This window comes from Microbacterium sp. sgz311019 (assembly GCF_056135325.1).
On sequence record NZ_JBWAXO010000009.1, the window covers coordinates 13,471 to 31,664 of the forward strand.

Annotated in this window: 15 protein-coding genes; 10 read left to right on the forward strand and 5 right to left on the reverse strand. The window is 70.3% G+C overall.

From position 1 onward, the window contains the following. The first annotated feature begins 99 nt into the window (after positions 1-99). Positions 100-1,278 carry a DUF8173 domain-containing protein gene (locus AC0NZN_RS14505; protein ID WP_474593024.1) on the forward strand — a complete coding sequence of 393 codons (1,179 nt, stop codon included), beginning with the start codon at positions 100-102 and terminating at the stop codon, positions 1,276-1,278. 95 nt (positions 1,279-1,373) lie between these two features. On the opposite strand, the gene AC0NZN_RS14510 is transcribed toward AC0NZN_RS14505, so the two are convergent. Genes AC0NZN_RS14510 through aceB form a run of 3 tightly spaced genes read right to left on the reverse strand, consistent with a single transcriptional unit; the run spans position 1,374 to position 5,069 of the window. Then, entirely contained in the window at positions 1,374-2,186 is an 813-nt protein-coding gene (locus tag AC0NZN_RS14510) for a bifunctional allantoicase/(S)-ureidoglycine aminohydrolase (RefSeq protein ID WP_474593025.1), read from the reverse strand. A 16-nt stretch (positions 2,187-2,202) separates the two neighbouring features. Further along, complete coding sequence (locus AC0NZN_RS14515; RefSeq protein ID WP_474593026.1) at positions 2,203-3,444, reverse strand: DUF6986 family protein; 1,242 nt, start codon at positions 3,442-3,444, stop codon at positions 2,203-2,205. Next, entirely contained in the window at positions 3,444-5,069 is a 1,626-nt protein-coding gene (aceB, locus tag AC0NZN_RS14520; RefSeq protein WP_474593027.1) for a malate synthase A, read from the reverse strand. Before aceB ends, AC0NZN_RS14515 begins: the two co-directional genes overlap by 1 nt. Positions 5,070-5,308: 239 nt before the next feature. Here aceB and AC0NZN_RS14525 point away from each other — a divergent pair, with 239 nt between their 5' ends. The 4 genes from AC0NZN_RS14525 (at position 5,309) to xdhC (ending at position 11,281) form a co-directional block, all read left to right on the forward strand. Further along, entirely contained in the window at positions 5,309-6,067 is a 759-nt protein-coding gene (locus AC0NZN_RS14525) for an IclR family transcriptional regulator (protein ID WP_474593028.1), read from the forward strand. A 531-nt stretch (positions 6,068-6,598) separates the two neighbouring features. Beyond that, positions 6,599-8,053: a xanthine dehydrogenase small subunit gene (locus AC0NZN_RS14530; protein WP_474593029.1), complete on the forward strand. Its 1,455-nt coding sequence runs from the start codon at positions 6,599-6,601 to the stop codon at positions 8,051-8,053. Beyond that, a complete protein-coding gene (gene xdhB / locus AC0NZN_RS14535; protein WP_474593030.1) occupies positions 8,050-10,443 on the forward strand; it encodes a xanthine dehydrogenase molybdopterin binding subunit in 2,394 nt (797 codons plus the stop codon). The genes AC0NZN_RS14530 and xdhB overlap by 4 nt, the downstream gene beginning before the upstream one ends. A 19-nt stretch (positions 10,444-10,462) precedes the next feature. After that, positions 10,463-11,281: a xanthine dehydrogenase accessory protein XdhC gene (gene xdhC / locus AC0NZN_RS14540; protein WP_474593031.1), complete on the forward strand. Its 819-nt coding sequence runs from the start codon at positions 10,463-10,465 to the stop codon at positions 11,279-11,281. Between the two features lie 248 nt (positions 11,282-11,529). Here the strand turns inward: xdhC and AC0NZN_RS14545 are convergent, their stop codons facing one another. Beyond that, complete coding sequence (locus tag AC0NZN_RS14545) at positions 11,530-13,065, reverse strand: NCS2 family permease (RefSeq protein ID WP_474593180.1); 1,536 nt, start codon at positions 13,063-13,065, stop codon at positions 11,530-11,532. Between the two features lie 39 nt (positions 13,066-13,104). Continuing rightward, positions 13,105-13,617, reverse strand: a complete 513-nt coding sequence (locus AC0NZN_RS14550; RefSeq protein WP_474593032.1) for a nucleoside deaminase — start codon at positions 13,615-13,617, stop codon at positions 13,105-13,107. A gap of 255 nt (positions 13,618-13,872) precedes the next feature. Here AC0NZN_RS14550 and AC0NZN_RS14555 point away from each other — a divergent pair, with 255 nt between their 5' ends. From AC0NZN_RS14555 to moaA, 5 genes are all read left to right on the forward strand, one after another. After that, a complete protein-coding gene (locus AC0NZN_RS14555) occupies positions 13,873-14,277 on the forward strand; it encodes a TOBE domain-containing protein (protein WP_474593033.1) in 405 nt (134 codons plus the stop codon). Beyond that, positions 14,274-15,080: a molybdate ABC transporter substrate-binding protein gene (modA, locus tag AC0NZN_RS14560; protein WP_474593034.1), complete on the forward strand. Its 807-nt coding sequence runs from the start codon at positions 14,274-14,276 to the stop codon at positions 15,078-15,080. The genes AC0NZN_RS14555 and modA overlap by 4 nt, the downstream gene beginning before the upstream one ends. After that, positions 15,077-15,913, forward strand: coding sequence for an ABC transporter permease (locus tag AC0NZN_RS14565; RefSeq protein WP_474593035.1), 837 nt, complete (start codon positions 15,077-15,079; stop codon positions 15,911-15,913). The genes modA and AC0NZN_RS14565 overlap by 4 nt, the downstream gene beginning before the upstream one ends. Beyond that, the gene (locus AC0NZN_RS14570) at positions 15,910-17,025 is read left to right on the forward strand and encodes a sulfate/molybdate ABC transporter ATP-binding protein (RefSeq protein ID WP_474593036.1); all 1,116 of its coding nucleotides are present in this window, start codon (positions 15,910-15,912) and stop codon (positions 17,023-17,025) included. Before AC0NZN_RS14565 ends, AC0NZN_RS14570 begins: the two co-directional genes overlap by 4 nt. Positions 17,026-17,089: 64 nt before the next feature. Further along, positions 17,090-18,184, forward strand: coding sequence for a GTP 3',8-cyclase MoaA (gene moaA, locus AC0NZN_RS14575; protein ID WP_474593037.1), 1,095 nt, complete (start codon positions 17,090-17,092; stop codon positions 18,182-18,184). Positions 18,185-18,194 lie beyond the last annotated feature (10 nt).

Genomic DNA, 18,194 nt, shown 5'->3' on the forward strand with positions numbered 1-18,194 from the left:
GACGCCGCGCACAGTGAGTCGAGCGGTCACTGCGACGGGCGGCCACTGAGCAGCGCCGGTACTTCTGGTGATTCGCCACAGCGGACGAGAGGCATTGCCATGAGCGCATGGACACGCGGTCGCAGGTTCGCGGGGGCTGGTGCGGCCCTCCTGGCGGGCATTCTGGTGCTCGGTTCAGCCACGGGCGCGGTCGGCGCGTCGCCGACCGCAGAGTCCGTCGGGCGACCTGCGGCCGCGGCCGAGGATCGCACAGGCCCCCAGTTCTACGCCGGCACGTTCGTCGACGTCACGGGCAACATCGATGGAGACGTCTACGCTGCCGGACAGAGCGTGACGATCAGCGGCGACGTCACCGGCGACGTGATCGCCGCGGCTCAGACCGTCACGATCACGGGCACCGTCGAGGGCAATGTGCGACTCGCTGGGCAGGACGTCAGCATCACCGGCACCGTCGGGCGCAGCGGCACCCTGTTCGCCGGGACCGTCAGCGTCAGCGACACGGGATCGTTCGGCGAGGATGTGGTGGCCGGAGCAGGCGATATCGGGATCGCAGGCAAGGTCGGCCGTGATCTGGTCGCCAGCGTCCAGCGCCTCAGCATCGACGGGTCCGTCGGCGGAGACGTCACGTACTACAGCGACAACACCGCGCATATCGCGAGTGGAGCGGTGTCGGGTACCGTCCAGCACATCAAGCCAGCGCCGTCGCCGACGCGTACGGTCCAGCTGTCGCCGTGGTTGGCGGTGCTCGGTTGGTTCTTCGGGTTGCTCTACGCTCTCGTCGCGCTGAGCCTGGTCGCCGTGGTTGCCGGCCTCCTCATTCCGCGCTGGCTGCGCCGGGTGACAGACCACCTCGTGCCGTCGCCGTGGAAGGCGCTGCTGGTGGGCTTCGTGGCATCCATCGTCGTGCCCATCGGATTGCTGTGCCTGCTGATCACCATCGTCGGCGCGCCGTTGGCGCTGGCGGGAATCCTGATCTGGGTGGTCGTGACGCTTGCCACGTTCGTGTACGGAGCGTTCTACCTCGGGCGGCTGGTGCTGCGCGGCTCGGTGCATCCTGCGCTGCAATCGCTGGTCGGAGGGCTGATCCTGATCACGGCCCTGCAGATTCCGTGGCTCAACATCCTGGTGTGGCTCGCGATGGTCTTCTTCGGTGTGGGCGCCCAGCTGCTGCAGTTCTACAGCCAGCGTCCGTGGGCGATCCGGGCCGACGCTGACGCAGCCAGGATGACGCCCGCCCCCGCTCACCCGCAGGTCGGCGACCATAGCGGTCCGATGTGACGGCAGTCGTCGCCGGCATGAGCATGTGCGGCGCGGGAGAACGCATCGCCGAGCGCCGACCGCACTGATCAGTTGCGCTCCGCAGCCGCCGAAGCTCAGGTCAGGCGGATCTGGCGGTTCATGTCCTTGTAGAGCAGGTAACGGAAAGGCTCGGGGCCGCCGGCGTAGCAGGCCTGCGGGCAGAAGGCGCGCAGCAGCATGTAGTCGCCGGCCTCGCACTCGACCCAGTCGTCGTTCAGGCGATAGACGGCCTTGCCCTGCAGCACGAACAGGCCGTGCTCCATCACGTGCGTCTCGGCGAACGGGATCGACCCGCCCGGCTGGAACGTCACGATGTTCACCTGCATGTCGTGCGCCATGTCCGACGCATCCGAGAACCGGGTCGTGGCCCAGACGCCATCGGTGTCGGGCATCGCGACGGGCTCGACATCCTGATCGCGCGTGACGAAGGATGCCGGGGCCGGAACGCCGTCCAGGAACTCATACGCCTTGCGGATCCAGTGGAAGCTCGTCAGCTCGCTCCCCTCGTTGGCGAGCGACCACTCCGCCCCCGGGGCGAGGAAGGCGTAGCCGCCCTCCTCGAGCACGTGCCGCTCACCGTCGAGCGTCAACGTCAGCGCGCCGGTCGTGACGAACAGGACGCCTTCGACGCCCGCCTCAACCTCGGGCTTCTGCGCACCCCCACCGGGGGCGATCTCGACGATCAGCTGCGAGAAGGTCGTCGCCGAGCTCGGCGTCGGCCGGGCGAGAATCCACGCACGGGTGTCGGTGAACCCCGGGAGGCTCGAGGTGACGATGTCGCGCAGCACGCCCTTGGGGATGAACGTGTACGCCAGCTTGACGACCGCGCGGTCGGTGAGCAGGTCGGTCTGCGGGGGCAGTCCGCCCGCGGGGGTGTAGTAACCCATGGTGTCCCTTCGGGTGTCAGGCCGCGCGACGCGGGTGCGCGAGCGCCAGCAGTGCGCTCTCGGTGATGCCGATGCCGTCGGCGACGTCGTCCGTGCCGATGGCTCCGCACTGTACGCCGCGGGCGACGAACCACGCCAGGGCGCGGGCGGTCGCCGGCTCGTCGAGCACGGCACCGGGCGTCTGCTCGAGATACGCGCGCAGGCGCGACGCCGCCTCGGGCCAGCCCTCGCGGTAGAACGCATACGTCGCGAGATACCGCGTCGGCAGCTGGTGGGCGTGGAGGTCCCAGCCCTGGTAGAAGCCGCGCTCGAGCGAGCGCCGCACGAGTCGCGCGTGCAGCGCCCACGTCTCCTCGGTGCGGTCGCCGATCGGCAGGATGTTGGTCGACCCATCGGACAGATGGATGCCGGTCCCGGCCACGGCCAGCTGCATCACGCCCTTGGCGAGGTCGGCCACCGGGTGCTCCATCGACTGGTAGCCGGCGGCGATCCCGAGCGAGGCGCTGTAGTCGTAGGTGCCGTAGTGGAACGACGAGATGCGGCCGGGCACGGCCGTCGGCAGCTCGGCGAGCGGCGACCGGCCGTTCGCGCCGAGGATCAGCTGCGGCGTCTCGACCTGCACCTCGAACCGGATGCGCCCCTCGGGCAGGCCGTGCCCGCGCTCGAGCGCGGCCGCAGCATCCGCCATCGCCTCGACCTGCTCCACGGTCGACACCTTCGGCAGCGTGAGGACGAGACCGTCGGGCAGGCCGCCGGCATCCATCAGTCCCCCGATGAAGAGGTCGAGCGTGCGCAGGCCGCGGGCGCGCGTCGCGCGCTCGAAGCACTTGAACCGGATGCCGATGAACGGCGGCGCCTGGCCGGAGGCGACGGCCTGCGCCACCAGCTGCGCGGCACGGAGGGCCTCGGTGTCCTCGGCATCCCCCCGGTCGCCGTAGCCGTCTTCGAAGTCGATCCGCAGATCCTCGATCGGCTCGGCCGCGAGCTTCGCCGCGGCACGGGCGGCGACCGGACCGACGAGCTCGGGGGCGATGCCGACGCGCTGGGCGAGCGACTCCATGCCGCCCGCGGCATCGACCGCCGCGAGCGCGTCGGCGGCCCAGCGCGCGGGCAGGTCAGGCGTGTAGCGGTCTGCGGGCACATACACGGTGTGCACGGGCTGACGGGCGCCGCTGTCGCCCGGGTAGGCGGTCTCGAGCAGCTCGTCGGTGGCGGCGAGCTTCGCGTCGATCCGCGCGAGGTCATCGGGTGTGAGCATCACAGAGCGGCATCCTCGAGTTCGATCGAGTCGAGCAGCTCGTACGCGGGGAGCGTCAGGAAGTCGACGTACTCCTCGCTCAGGCAGATGTCCGACACGAGAGCGGCCGCGGGCACGTAGTAGCGCTCGAACCTGGCCGGGTCGACCTCGCCGCGCAGGCGCTCGACCTCCTCGGCCAGCACGCGCGAGACGAGCTCGGGCGTGACGACCTCGCCGGTGTCCTCGAGCACCACGCCGTTGCGCAGCTGCTGCCACACCTGCGAGCGCGAGATCTCGGCGGTCGCGGCATCCTCCATCAGATTGTGGATGCCGACCGCGCCGTTGCCCGAGAGCCAGACCGCGATGTACGCGACCGAGACGTAGAGGTTCGTGCGCAGGCCCGCCTCGGTGACGCGGCCCGGCGCCGAGGCGACGACGATGAGCTGTTCGGCGGTCACCGACACCTCAGGGCGCTGCTTGTCGAGCTGGTTCGGCCGGTCGCCGAGCACGCCGTCGAACACCTCGCGGCACACCTCGACGAGACCGGGGTGCGCGACCCACGAGCCGTCGAAGCCGTCGCCGGCCTCGCGCGTCTTGTCGGCCCGCACCTTCGTGAAGGCGGCCTCGGCGGCCTCGGGGTCGGTGCGACTCGGGATGAACGCGGCCATGCCGCCGACGGCGAATGCACCGCGCTTGTGGCAGGTCTTGACGAGCAGGTCGGTGTACGCCCGCATGAAGGGCGCGGTCATCGCGACGTCGGCCCGGTCGGGCACGGTGAACCGCGCACCCTGGTCGCGGAACACCTTGATGAAGCTGAAGAGGTAGTCCCAACGGCCGGCGTTGAGGCCCGACGCGTGGTCGCGCAGCTCGTAGAGGATCTCCTCCATCTCATACGCCGCCGTGATCGTCTCGATGAGCACCGTGGCACGGATCGTGCCGTAGGGGATGCCGAGCGCCTCCTGCGCATAGGTGAAGACGTCGTTCCACAGTCGCGCCTCGCGGTGGCTCTCTATCTTGGGCAGGTAGTAGTAGGGGCCCGCGCCGTTCTTGATGAGGAGCTTGGCGACGTGGAAGAAATGCAGGCCGAAGTCGACCAGCGCGCCCACCGCGATCTCGCCGTCGACGAGCACGTGGTACTCGGGCAGGTGCCAGCCGCGCGGGCGCGCGACCACCGTCGGACGCTCGATGTCGCTGCGCAGGGCGTACCGCTTGCCGAGAGGCGACGTGTACGTCAGCGTTCCGCGGGCCGCGTCACGCAGGATGCGGATGCTGCCGACCTGGTTCTCCCACGTCGGGCTCGTCGCATCCTCGAGGTCGGCCAGCCACACCTTCGCACCCGAGTTCAGCGCATTGATGGCCATCTTGGGGTCGGCTGCGGGCCCCGTGATCTCGACACGGCGGTCGATCAGCGCGGCCGGGGCCGGCGCGACCTGCCACTCCGCTTCGCGGATGTCACGGGTCTCGTCGAGGAAGTCGAGGGTGCCGGTCCGTGCGACCTCGTCGCGCTTGACCGTGCGGGCGGCGAGCAGCTCGTTGCGGCGGCCGGCGAAGCGGTGGAGCAGCTCCTCGACGAACGCGAGGGCTTCGGCAGTGAGGATCTCATCGGCGCCTTCGACCCGGGCGGGTCGGGTGATCTCGATGGTCATGTGAGAAGTGCTCCTTCTGCTGCACGGGCTGCCTCGGCGACGGACGACGCCACGGCTCGGCGGCGTTCTCGTCGAACGCGCCCTGTTTTCGCATTACGGATATTATCGTCTGCAATACGGAAACGCAAAGACCCACCGAAGTGCGATCTGAGCCGGCTCTTCCGTGGGGTAGTGTGGCACGGCATGATGTTTTCCACCATGCGGATATCTTTGCCCGCATCCATCGAGGAAGGCCACACATGGCGACAGCAGCTGCCGGCGATGGCGTGAAGTCCGTCGCCCGCGTCTTCGACCTGCTCGAGCTCATCGCGGATGCAGGCGGAAGCGTGACGCTGAGCGAGCTGTCGACCTCCGCGGGCCTGCCCCTTCCGACGATCCACCGCCTGCTGCGCACGCTCGTCTCGCTCGGCTACGCCCGCCAGCTGCAGAACCGGCGCTACGCGCTCGGCCCGCGCCTCGTGCGGCTAGGCGAGGTCGCCAACCGCCAGTTCGGTCACATCGCGATGCCGCAGCTCAAAGACCTCGTCGAGCGCCTCGGCGAGACCGCCAACCTCGCCACGATCGACGGCGACCGCGTCATCTACGTCTCGCAGGCACCCTCGCCCCACGCCATGCGCATGTTCACCGAGGTCGGACGCCGCGTCTACATGCACAACTCGGGTGTCGGCAAGGCGATCCTCGCTCAGCTCGACGACGCCGAGGTGCGCGACATCGTCAGTCGCGCGGGCCTCCCCCGGGCCACCGAGCACACGATCGACAGCGTCGACAAGCTGATCGCCGACCTCAACGAGATCCGCCGCCGCGGCTACGCCATCGACGACGGCGAGCAGGACATCGGCGTCCGCTGCTACGCGATGGCCGTGCCGAACATGCCGGTGCCGACGGCGGTGTCGGTCTCGGGGCCGCGCACGCGCGTCGACGACGCGTTCGGCGAGCGGGCCGTGCCCGTGCTGCACGAGATCGCCGACGAGATCTCCGCCCTCGCCAACGCCGAGTAGGCGCGATTCACCTGTGCCGCACGGCATCCCTGCGCCGCACGGCATCCCGTCGCCGCTGACTTGCCCTAGGTGCACGCAACGCGCGCGGCGTGCCGTGCATCTAGGGCAAGTCAGCGGAGGGGTTCGCCGCTGCGCGCGCCGCAAGGGTTGACCGGGAAGGGCGGCATCCACTATTCTTTCCGGGAGTCAGAACTGACCTTCCGCATCTCGGAACTTGTGACCGCGGAACTCGATGGAGAGGAGACGCCGATGCGCATGGATGCCGATCGCGGCCGTATCCGCTCCTTCTCGTGGCGCAACTGGTTCGCCCACGGCGCCTGACGCCTTCTGACGGAATACGCATCCCGCGATTCCGAGGCCTCTGGCGCGGCACCCGCCCGGCGTAGACTCGCCGCATCCGCGCACACCGCCGGCGCACCACGCAGACGCAGCCGCGGATGCGAGCGCAGGGCGGCGCGAGGACTCGGGATCCCCCAAGCACGTTGGAGTCGTGCCGTATGGCGCACGACGCCGGACCTGAGGAGATCGAGAATGACCGACATCGCCGTCACCGTCAACGGACGCCGACGCCCCCTCGACGGCGTCGCCGCCCACGCCACTGCCCTCGACTGGCTGCGCGACACCGGCCTCTCGGGCAGCAAGGAAGGGTGCGCCGAAGGCGAGTGCGGCGCCTGCGCGATGCTGCTCGCGACGCCGAGCACCGACGGCGGCACGGCGTGGACGCCGGTCAACGCGTGCCTCGTCCCCGTGTACGCCCTCAACGGGCAGGAGATCGTCACCGCCGAGGGACTCGGCACGACCGAGGCGCTGCATCCCGTGCAGGAGAAGCTGGCTGAGGCCGGCGGATCGCAGTGCGGCTACTGCACCCCCGGGTTCGCCTGCAGCATGGCCGGCGAGTACTACCGCGCCGATCGCACCGCGCCCGATGACTCCTGCCCCGTGCACGACGCCGAGCACGGCCCCAACGGCTTCGACCTGCACGCCCTCAGCGGCAACCTCTGCCGGTGCACCGGCTACCGTCCGATCCGGGATGCGGCGTACACGCTCGGGATGCCGGAGGCCGACGATCCGCTGCAGCAGCGGCTCAGCGAGCCCGCACCCGTGGCCGTCGCGACCGACGCCGAGGTCGACGGCATGCGGTTCGTACGCCCCGCCACGCTGGACGAGGCCCTCGGCCTCCTGCGCGACGAGCCGTCAGCCCTCGTCGTCGCCGGCTCCACCGACTGGGGCGTCGAGGTCAACATCCGCGGCAGCCGCGCGCCGTTCGTCGTGGCGATCGACCAGCTCGACGAGCTGCGCGGACTCACCGAGACCGCCGAGTACGTCGAGATCGGCGCGGCGCTGCCGCTGACCGACGTCGAGCGCCGCCTGGAGGGACGCATCCCGCTGCTCGCGCAGCTGCTGCCGCAGTTCGCGTCGCGCCTCATCCGCAACCGCGGCACGATCGGCGGCAACCTCGGCACCGGCTCGCCCATCGGCGACACGCCCCCTGCACTGCTCGCGCTGGGCGCGAGCGTCGTCCTGGTCTCAGCGCGCGGCGAGCGCGAGGTCGACCTCGCCGACTACTTCACCGGCTACCGCCAGTCGGTGCGCGCCACGGACGAGCTCATCAAGTCGATCCGCATCCCGCTGCCCCTCGCATCCACCACCGCCTTCCACAAGATCGCCAAGCGGCGCTTCGACGACATCTCGTCGGTCGCCGTCGCGTTCGCGCTCGACATCGAGGGCGGCACCGTCACCGCCGCCCGCATCGGGCTCGGCGGCGTCGCCGCCACCCCCCTCCGGGCGTACGCCACCGAAGAGGCGCTCGTCGGCAAGGCGTGGAACGTCGCCGTGGTCAAGGCCGCGTCGAAGATCCTCCAGGCGGAGGGCACGCCGATGTCCGACCACCGCGCGAGCTCGGACTACCGCTCGCACATGCTCGGCACCTCGCTGCTGAAGCTCTACAGCCAGACCGTCATCGAGTCGAAGGAGGTGTCGGCATGAGCGCTCTCGCCGACCGTCCCGCGAACCCCGTCGTCGGCATCCGCGCGCCGCACGAAAGTGCCGTGCTGCACGTCACGGGCGCCGCCATGTACACCGACGACATCGCCGCCCACACGCACGGCGTGCTGACCGCGTGGCCGGTGCAGTCCACCAACGCGCACGCCCGCGTGACGGTCGACGTCGCGCCGGCGTACGACGTGCCGGGAGTCGTGCGCGTGCTCACCGCCGACGACGTGCCCGGCATCAACGACGCCGGCATCAAGCACGACGAGCCGCTCTTCCCCTCCGAGGCGATGTTCTACGGGCACGCACTCGTCTGGGTGCTCGGCGAGACGCAGGAGGCCGCGCGCCTCGGCGCTGCCGCCGTGAAGGTCGACTACGAGCCCCTCCCGTCGCTCATCACCGTGCAGGACGCCATCGCCGCCGAGTCGTATCAGGGCATCGCCCGCACCGTCGAGCGGGGGGATGCCGCGGCCGGCCTCGCCGGCTCGGCCCACGTCTTCCAGGGCGTCACGGAGTTCGGCGGCCAGGAGCACTTCTACCTCGAGACCCACGCATCCCTCGCCCTGGTCGACTCCGAGGGGCAGTACTTCGTGCAGTGCTCGACGCAGCACCCCACCGAGACGCAGGAGATCGTCGCGCACGTGCTCGGCATCTCGTCGAACCAGGTCACGGTGCAGCAGCTGCGGATGGGCGGCGGCTTCGGCGGCAAGGAGATGCAGCCGCACGGGTTCGCGGCCATCGCCGCGCTCGGTGCCAAGCTCACGGGCCAACCGGTGCGCCTGCGGCTGAACCGCACGCAGGACATCACGATGACCGGCAAGCGGCATCCGTTCCACATCTCGTGGACCGTCGGCTTCGACGACGCGGGCTACCTGCAGGCCCTCGAGGCGACCCTGACCGCCGACGGCGGCTGGAGCATCGACCTGTCCGAGCCGGTGCTCGGCCGGGCGCTGTGCCACATCGACAACGCCTACTGGATCCCGAACGTCCGCGCCCACGGCCGCATCGCGAAGACCAACAAGACGTCGAACACCGCTTTCCGCGGCTTCGGCGGCCCGCAGGGCGTCTTCCTCATCGAGGACATCCTGGGCCGCGTCGCGCCCGCGCTCGGCATCGATCCGGTCGAGCTGCGGCAGCGCAACTTCTACCGCCCGGGTCAGTCCACTCCGTACGGACAGCTCGTGAAGGATGCCGAGCGCCTCCCCACGATCTGGAACCAGCTGCGCGACGAGTCCGACCTCGACGCCCGCCGCACCGAGGTGGCGGCGTTCAACGCCGCCCACGCCGACGTCAAGCGCGCGATCGCGATGACGCCGATCAAGTTCGGCATCTCGTTCAACTTCGCCGCGTTCAACCAGGCCGGCGCACTCGTGCACGTCTACAAGGACGGCTCGGTGCTGATCAACCACGGCGGCACCGAGATGGGCCAGGGCCTGCACACGAAGATGATGCAGGTCGCCGCGACCGCTCTGGGGCTCGAGCTGCACCAGGTGCGCCTCGCACCGACGCGCACCGACAAGGTGCCGAACACGTCGGCGACCGCCGCATCCTCCGGCGCCGACCTCAACGGCGGTGCCGTCAAGAACGCGTGCGAGCAGATCCGCGACCGCATGGCCAAGGTCGCCGGGCGCATGCTCGGCGTCGACGAGCGTGACGTGCGCTTCTCGGGCGGCTGGGTCACGGGCCTCGGCAACATCGACCAGCGCTTCACATTCGCCGAGGTCGCCGAGGCCGCGTACCTGCAGCGCGTGCAGCTGTTCGCCGCGGGCTACTACCGCACCGAGGGCCTGCACTGGAACCCCGATCGCATGCAGGGCTCGCCGTTCAAGTACTTCGCGTATGGATGCGCGGCGACCGAGGTCGAGGTCGACGGCTTCACCGGCGCGTACACGCTGCGCCGCGTCGACATCATCCACGACGTGGGCGACTCGCTGTCACCGATGCTCGACATCGGGCAGATCGAGGGCGCCTACGTGCAGGGCGTCGGGTGGCTCACCCTCGAGGAGCTGCGCTGGGACACGAGCGACGGCCCGCACCGCGGGCGCCTGCAGACCCAGTCCGCCTCGACCTACAAGCTGCCGAGCTTCTCGGAGATGCCGACGCAGTTCCACGTGCGGCTGTTCGAGAACGCCCGCGAGGGCGGCGCCGTCTACGGCTCCAAGGCCGTCGGCGAGCCCCCGTTCATGCTGGCCTTCAGCGCCCGCGAGGCGCTGCGCGAGGCCGTGGGCGCCTTCGGCCCCTCCGGGCACAGCGTCGAGCTCGGCTCGCCCGCGACCCCCGAGGCCGTGTACTGGGCGATCGAGGCCGCGCGGGACGCCGCGAGCCCGTCGACCGAGCCGGCACCGGCGGCCGAGCCTGGCGCCGAGCCCGAGCTCGCCTCGGTCTGAGCCCCAAGGCGCGCACATCATGGACTGGCTGGACGCCCTGCGCGATCTGCGCGAATCGCGCACACCCGCGGTGATCGTCACGCTCGCCATGGTGCGCGGCCACGCGCCGCGCAACGGCGGCGCCAAGATGGTCGTCTCCCCCGATGCCGTATTCGGCACCGTGGGCGGCGGCAACCTCGAGGCCACGGCCGTGGACCGCGCGCGGGTGATGCTCGCCGCCGGCACCGCTGAGCCCGACCTGCTGACGCTCACGCTCAGCGACAAGGCCACCACCGAATACGGCGTGCAGTGCTGCGGAGGCGAAGTCACCATGCTGCTCGAACCCGTCCGGGTCGTCCCCACCGTGGCCGTGTTCGGTCTCGGTCACGTCGGGCTGGAGCTCGCCCGCATCCTCTCCCGTCACGAATTGGATGTGCACCTGGTCGACTCCCGCGCCGAGATGCTGGATGCCGAGCGCCTCCGGCCCGCGCTCGCCGACGCGGTCGCCCGCATCCAGGTGCACCACGCGCCCGTGCCCGAGTCGGTGCTGGCCTCGCTGCCGGCCGGCGCGCACGTGCTCGTCATGACCCACGACCACGTCGAGGATCTCGCCGTCGTCGACCAGGCGCTGCGCACCGCCGGCGTGGGCACGATCGGCCTCATCGGCTCGGCGTCGAAGTGGGCGCGCTTCCGCGCGAAGCTCACCGAGGCGGGGCACACGCCCGCCGAGCTCGAGCGCGTGACGACGCCGATCGGCATCCCCGAGGTCTCCGGAAAGCAGCCCGCCGTCATCGCGGTGAGCGTGGTGGCCCGACTGCTGCAGCTCGTCGAAGAGGCCGCGCCCGTCGCATCCGAATAGCGCCGTTCCCTGCGCCATTCCCTGCGCCATTCCCTGCGCCGTTCCCTACGCCATTCCTCCCGCCATTCCCGCGGTTCCCGCGAGCCCGCATTCATTTCGCGAACCCGCATTCAATCGGCACGAATTGCGTGCGGGTTCGGGAATCGGATGCGGGCTCGCGGGTAGGGGCGGGTAGTGGCGAAGGATGCGAAGGATGCGGAAAGGCCCCGACTCCCTGAGGAGCCGGGGTCTTCCCGTTGAGCGGGCGGCTAATGCCCGAGCACGATTTCGATCGGCCCTCGCACGAAGTAGAGGAGGAAGCCGGCGGAGACGACCCACATCAGCCAGTGGACCTTGCGCGCCCGTCCGGACAGGGCGTTGATGAGCGTCCAGGAGATGAAGCCGACGCCGATGCCGTTCGCGATCGAGTAGGTCAGCGGCATCGTGACGATGGTCAGGAACACCGGCAGCGCGATCGCGAAGTTGTCGAACTTGATCGCCTTGATCTGGGCCATCATCATCGCACCGACGACGACCAGGGCCGCGGAGCCGACCTCAATCGGCACCACCAGGGTCAGGGGCGTGAAGAACATCGACAGCAGGAACAAGCCGCCGACGACGAGGGATGCCACGCCCGAGCGGGCACCCTCGCCGATGCCCGACGCACTGTCGACGTACACCGTGTTCGACGACGACGAGGTGGCACCGCCGGCGACGGCGCCGAGGCCCTCGACGACGAACGCGGAGCGCAGCCGCGGGAACGTGCCGTCCTTGTAGGCGAGGCCCGCGTTCTTGGCGAGACCCGTCATCGTGCCCATCGCGTCGAAGAAGTTCGAGAACACCAGCGTGAAGACGAGCATCGTCGCCGACAGCACGCCGACCTGAGAGAAGGCGCCGAACAGGTCGAACTGCCCCACGAGCCCGAAGTTCGGGATCGTGACCCATTGCGTCGGCAGCTGCGGGATCGTCATGTGCCAGCCGTTGGGGTCCTTGGCCGCCGAGCCGAGCTGCAGGATCGCCTGGGCGATGATCGCGACGACGGTGGAGACCAGGATGCCGATCAGGATGCCGCCCGGAACCTTCCGCGCGACCAGCACGCCGATGAGCACCAGAGCGAAGACGAAGATGAGCGTCGGCACCGAGGTGATCGAGCCGCCGTCGCCCAGCTGCACGGGCGGGCCGCCCGGGGTGCGGTTCACGAACCCGGAGTCCACGAAGCCGATGAAGGCGATGAACAGGCCGATGCCGACCGTGATCGCGGCCTTCAGCTGCTGCGGCACCGCCTTGAAGATCGCGGTCCGGATGCCGGTGGCACCGAACAGCACGATGAACAGGCCGTTGATCACCACGAGACCCATGGCCTCGGGCCACGTGACCTGCTGGACCACCGAGACGGCCAGGAAGGAGTTGATGCCCAGGCCGGCCGCGATCGCGAACGGCAGCCGGGCGATCAGGCCGAAGAGGATCGTCATGACACCGGCGGTGAGGCCGGTGGATGCGGCGATCTCGGCGGGGTTCAGGGTGTTGCCCGCGATGTCCTTCGCGCCGCCGAGGATCAGCGGGTTCAGGATGACGATGTACGCCATCGTGACGAAGGTGACGATGCCGCCGCGGAACTCACGGCCGACGGTCGAGCCGCGGCGCGTGATCTCGAAGAACTTGTCGAACGCGTTCTTGGGTTTCGCGTCGACGGTGGTGGTGGTACCGGTCGCGAGCGGCGGGAGGGTCTCCGAGCTGCGCGAGAACGGTGAGGACGAGGACGGCGGCGTCGCGTCGCCGTCGGCTGCGGGTGGTTGCGAAGACATCATCGGCTCCAGTTTTCCAGTGTCCGGTTCGGGTGGGTTTCAGTATTCGGTTCGGGTGGGGTTGAGGCTCCAGGCGGTGAACGGCGCCACGCGCTCTTCGTCGCTGAGGACGATGTCGGCCACCGGCATGATCAGCCGGTCGGCGGCCTCGCCCTCGAAGTAGCGGTAGAACAGTGCGTCGTCGAAGCCCGCGTCGGCCGCGTCGTCGCGGCTGGCCGCGTAGTAGACGCGGTCGATGCGCGCCCAGAGCGAGGTCGCGAGGCACATCGGGCAGGGCTCGCAGCTCGTGTAGAGCGTCGCGCCCGAGAGATCGAACGTGCCGAGGCCCTGGCAGGCGTTCCGGATGGCGGTGACCTCGGCGTGCGCGGACGGATCGAGGTTGGCGGTGACCCGGTTCACCCCCTCGAAGACCTGCCCGTCGGCCGAGACGACGATGGCGCCGAACGGGCCGCCCGAGTTGTGGACGTTGTCCACGGCGATCTGCACCGCTCGGGCGAGGTACTCCGCCGGGCCGGGCTGCGGTGCGGTTGCAGGCGTGGCAGAGCTGCTCATGACGTGATTCATGACGAAGAGCTTCCTTGCTGTCGTCGCAGTGATACGGCTTATCGGGTCGGACCCGGATCGGATCGTTCCACGAGATATACGTCGAACCGCTAGGGTGTGCTTCTTTGCCGGGCATCGGTGTGGATGCGGGACGGTCCGAGCATAACAACGAACCGTCCTTCCGTCCAGAGAATTCGGAATGTCACTTCCGCATCGTGGTATCCACGATTGAAGTTCCGCATCTACTGCTCTAACGTGGCATTCATGACGCATTATCGGATCGCCGAGGCAGCCGATCTTCTCGGCGTGAGCGACGACACCCTCCGTCGATGGGTGCACGACGGCGTCCTCTCCGTGTCTCGCGACAGCGCCGGCCGGCAGGTCGTCCGCGGTGACGAGCTCGCCGCGCGTGCCCAGGCCCTGGCGTCCGGCGCGACGGATGCCGCGGGCGTGCGCACCAGCGCCCGCAACAGGTTCGTCGGCCTCGTGACGAAGGTCGAGATCGAGGGGCTCATGGCCCAGGTCGAGCTGCAGTGCGGGCCGTTCCGCATCGTGTCGCTCATGTCGGCCGAGGCGGCGCGCGACCTCCGGCTCGAGGTCGGCGACCGCGGCGTCGCCGTGGTCAAGGCCACCACGGTCATCATCGAGACCCCCAGCAGGGAGTCGTGACCGTGAAGCCCCGACTCGCAGCGATCGCCCTCGCGATCACCGCGGCCCTGACGCTCACCGGCTGCGCGAGCACCGCGCCCGCGGGGCCGTCGACCGGGAGCGCCGACGCACTGAGCGGCGAGCTCACGATCTACGCCGCCGCATCCCTCTCGGGCGCCTTCGACGAGCTCGCGAAGGAGTTCGGGGCGGCGCATCCCGGCGTCACCGTGAAGCCGATCACCTACGACGGATCGTCCACTCTCGCGATCCAGATCACCGGCGGCGCCCAGGCCGACGTGTTCGCCTCGGCCGACCAGAAGAACATGCAGAAGGTCACGGACGCGAAGCTGGCCTCGAAGCCCACGGACTTCGCGACCAACGTCATGGAGATCGCCACCGCTCCGGGCAACCCGCTCGGACTGACGGGCCTCGCATCCCTCGCCAAGCCCACCTCGAAGGGCGTCGCCCCGACCGTCGTGCTGTGCGCCCCCGCCGTGCCGTGCGGCAGCGCCGCGCAGACGCTGCTCCAGCACGCGAAGGTCGCGCTGACCCCCGCGAGCGAGGAGCAGAACGTCACGGCGGTGCTGACGAAGGTGAGATCGGGGGATGCCGACGCCGGCATGGTGTACGTCACCGACGTGAAAGCGGCGGGGTCCTCGATCACCGGCGTGCCGATCGAGGGGGCGGATGCCGCCACCAACGTCTACCCGATCGCGGAACTGACCAACGCTCCGAACCCCGCGGCCGCGGCCGCATTCGTCGCCTTCGTGACCGGCCCGCAGGGCCAGGCGGTGCTGAAGACCTTCGGCTTCGGAGCCCCATGACGGATGCGCCCGCCGCGCCCCTCGCGGGGGCCGGGGCAGCCCCGTCCGCGGGGCTGCCGGTCTGGCTCGTCGTCCCGGCCGCCGTCGGGGCGGCACTGCTCGTCCTGCCGTTCGTCGCACTCCTCGCGCAGCTCGACTGGGTCAGCGTCCCCACGGCGATCAGCTCACCGCAGGCGCTGCAGGCGCTCGGCCTGTCGCTCATGACGGCGACGGCCGCCACCATCGTCTGCCTGCTGCTCGGCGTGCCGCTCGCCGTGCTCATCGCCCGCGCGCCGCGCTGGCTCGCCGCGGTGCTGCGGACGTTCACGACGCTGCCGCTCATCCTGCCGCCCCTCGTCGGAGGCATCGCGCTCCTCGCGCTCCTCGGACGCCAGAGCCTGCTCGGCGGGCTGCTCGGGCAGGTCGGCATCCACATCCCCTTCACGACCCCCGCGGTCGTCATCGCGCAGACGTTCGTGGCGATGCCCTTCCTCGTGATCTCGGTCGAGGGGTCGCTGCGCACCGGCGGAACCGCGCACGAGGCCGTCGCAGCGACCCTCGGCGCGCGGCCGTTCACCGTCTTCCGCCGGGTGACGCTGCCGCTCGTCGCGCCCGGGCTCCTCGCCGGCACGGTGCTGTGCTTCGCGCGCGCGCTCGGCGAGTTCGGTGCGACGGCGCTGTTCGCCGGCAACGCCGCCGGTGTGACCCGCACGATGCCGCTCGCGATCTACACGGCCTTCAACGGCGCGGGGGTCGGCGAGGACACGGCCATCGCGCTGTCGCTCATGCTGATCCTCGTCGCGATCGCGGTGCTCGTGCTGATGCGCGGCTGGCGAGCGGATGCCGTCCGATGACTCTGCAGGCCGACCTCCGCACGCGCGCCGGCGCCTTCGTCGTCGAGGCCGCGCTCTCGGCCGACGACGGCGAGGTGCTCGCGGTGCTCGGCCCGAACGGGTCGGGCAAGTCGACGCTTCTGGCCGCCCTCGCCGGGCTCCTGCCGCTCGAGACCGGGGCGATCTCGCTGGACGGTCGCGTCCTCGACGACGTCGGCGCGAACGGACCCTCCGTCCGCGTCCGCCCCGCCGAGCGCCGCGTCGGCCTGCTCGGCCAGCGCCCCCTGCTGTTCCCGCATCTGTCCGCGCTGGAGAACGTCGCGTTCGGCCCGCGCGCACGCGGTGTGTCGCGCGCTCACGCTCGGGCCGATGCGGCGGCCTGGCTCGACCGCCTCGGCGTCGGCGCGTTCGCCCAGCGACGGCCGGCCCAGCTGTCCGGCGGTCAGCAGCAGCGCGTCGCACTCGCCCGCGCGCTGGCGGCGCGGCCGGCGGCGCTGCTGCTGGACGAGCCGTTCGCGGCGCTCGACGTCGAGACCGCGTCGCTCGCGCGACAGCTGGTGGCCGAACAGCGGGATGCGGCCGGCATCCCGATCGTCATGGTGACGCACGATCCGCTCGACGCCGTGCTGCTGGCCTCCCGGACCGCGATCGTCCAGGAGGGCCGCATCATCCAGCAGGGCCCGACCGCCGAGGTGCTCGGCCACCCGCGCTCGCCGTTCGTGGCCGCGCTCGCCGGCGTGAACCTCCTCGCGGGCGCCGGCACCGCGGACGGAACGGTCCGGGTCGCCGGCATCGAGTGGACGGGCGTGGGGGATGCGATCCCCCAGGGAGCGGACGCGACCGTCGTCTTCGCCCCGAGCTCTGTGCGGCTGCACGGTATCGGCGGACCGAACGGTATCGGCGGCTCGAGCGGTGCCGGCGAACTGACATCGGCGCCGAACTCGTGGACCGGAACGGTCGCCACCCTCGAGCCCCTGCCGGGAGGCATGCGGCTGCGGACCGCCGAGCATCCCGCCATCGCGATCGACTGCCCGTCGACCATCGCCGTCGCGAACGGGGTGGCGCCCGGCATCCGTCTCGGCTTCACGATCCACGCCGACGACGTCTCCATACGCGTTTCCGCAATGCGGTAGCTTGTTTTCGGATCCAACGTGGAGGCTCCGGTGCTACGGTTGACGATCCGTAAGGGGGTGACCGATGACGATCACGCGGCTCGGTGCGCCCGACGGGGCGCGGCGACTGGCGTCGACCGGCATGCCCGCCGGGCTCGTCGACGTGTATCGCCGGCCGCTGCGCGACCTGCGGATCTCGATCACCGATCGCTGCAACTTCCGCTGCGTGTACTGCATGCCGAAGGCCGTCTTCGGGCGTGACTACGCGTTCCTCGACCGTGACGAGCTGCTCTCGTTCGAAGAGATCACGCGTATCGCGAGGGTCGCCGCCGCCCACGGCGTTCACAAGATCCGGCTGACCGGCGGGGAGCCGCTGCTGCGGCGCGGGGTCGAGGAGCTGATCTCGCAGCTCGCCGCGCTCCGCACGCCGGACGGCGAGCCGCTCGACATCGCGCTCACCACCAACGGATCCGCGCTCGCCGTGAAGGCCGCCGCACTCAAGGAGGCGGGGCTCACGCGCGTCACCGTCTCCGTCGACTCGCTGGACGACGACCTGTTCCAGCGCATGAACGACGTGCGCTTCCCCGTGAGCCGGGTGCTCGACGGCATCGATGCGGCCCACGACGCGGGGCTCGCGCCCATCCGCATCAACATGGTCGTCAAGCGCGGCCTCAACGACCACGAGGTCGTCGCGATGGCCGAGCACTTCAAGGGCACGCCGTACACCCTGCGGTTCATCGAGTACATGGACGTCGGCAACACCAACGGCTGGACGCTCGACGACGTCGTCTCCTCAGCCGAGGTCGTCGACCGGATCTCTGCCGTGCATCCGCTCGAGCCCGTCGGAGCCATCGTCCCGGGTGAGACCGCGCAGCGCTGGCGGTACGTCGACGGCGGCGGCGAGATCGGCCTGATCTCGAGCGTCACGAACGCGTTCTGCGGCACCTGCAACCGCGCCCGCATCTCCACCGAGGGCAAGCTCTTCACGTGCCTCTTCGCGTCGGAGGGGCACGACCTGCGTGCGCTGCTGCGCGGCGGCGCCACGGATGACGAGCTCGCCGGGGCCATGGCATCCATCTGGGGAGCGCGCGACGACCGCTACTCCGAGATCCGCTCCGGCCTCACACCCGAGCTGCGCGAGCACCGCAAGCGCGTCGAGATGTCGTACATCGGCGGCTGACCGCCGGACC

Excerpts from the sequence above, each read along its gene's own strand:
- AC0NZN_RS14510 (WP_474593025.1), bottom strand. The coding sequence starts at position 2,186 with ATGGGTTACTACACCCCCGCGGGCGGACTGCCCCCGCAGACCGACCTG.
- moaA (WP_474593037.1), top strand. The coding sequence starts at position 17,090 with ATGACGATCACGCGGCTCGGTGCGCCCGACGGGGCGCGGCGACTGGCG.
- AC0NZN_RS14565 (WP_474593035.1), top strand. The coding sequence starts at position 15,077 with ATGACGGATGCGCCCGCCGCGCCCCTCGCGGGGGCCGGGGCAGCCCCG.
- AC0NZN_RS14545 (WP_474593180.1), bottom strand. The coding sequence starts at position 13,065 with ATGTCTTCGCAACCACCCGCAGCCGACGGCGACGCGACGCCGCCGTCC.
- AC0NZN_RS14550 (WP_474593032.1), bottom strand. The coding sequence starts at position 13,617 with ATGAGCAGCTCTGCCACGCCTGCAACCGCACCGCAGCCCGGCCCGGCG.
- xdhB (WP_474593030.1), top strand. The coding sequence starts at position 8,050 with ATGAGCGCTCTCGCCGACCGTCCCGCGAACCCCGTCGTCGGCATCCGC.
- AC0NZN_RS14570 (WP_474593036.1), top strand. The coding sequence starts at position 15,910 with ATGACTCTGCAGGCCGACCTCCGCACGCGCGCCGGCGCCTTCGTCGTC.
- AC0NZN_RS14555 (WP_474593033.1), top strand. The coding sequence starts at position 13,873 with ATGACGCATTATCGGATCGCCGAGGCAGCCGATCTTCTCGGCGTGAGC.
- AC0NZN_RS14505 (WP_474593024.1), top strand. The coding sequence starts at position 100 with ATGAGCGCATGGACACGCGGTCGCAGGTTCGCGGGGGCTGGTGCGGCC.
- AC0NZN_RS14530 (WP_474593029.1), top strand. The coding sequence starts at position 6,599 with ATGACCGACATCGCCGTCACCGTCAACGGACGCCGACGCCCCCTCGAC.
- AC0NZN_RS14525 (WP_474593028.1), top strand. The coding sequence starts at position 5,309 with ATGGCGACAGCAGCTGCCGGCGATGGCGTGAAGTCCGTCGCCCGCGTC.
- AC0NZN_RS14515 (WP_474593026.1), bottom strand. The coding sequence starts at position 3,444 with ATGCTCACACCCGATGACCTCGCGCGGATCGACGCGAAGCTCGCCGCC.
- xdhC (WP_474593031.1), top strand. The coding sequence starts at position 10,463 with ATGGACTGGCTGGACGCCCTGCGCGATCTGCGCGAATCGCGCACACCC.
- aceB (WP_474593027.1), bottom strand. The coding sequence starts at position 5,069 with ATGACCATCGAGATCACCCGACCCGCCCGGGTCGAAGGCGCCGATGAG.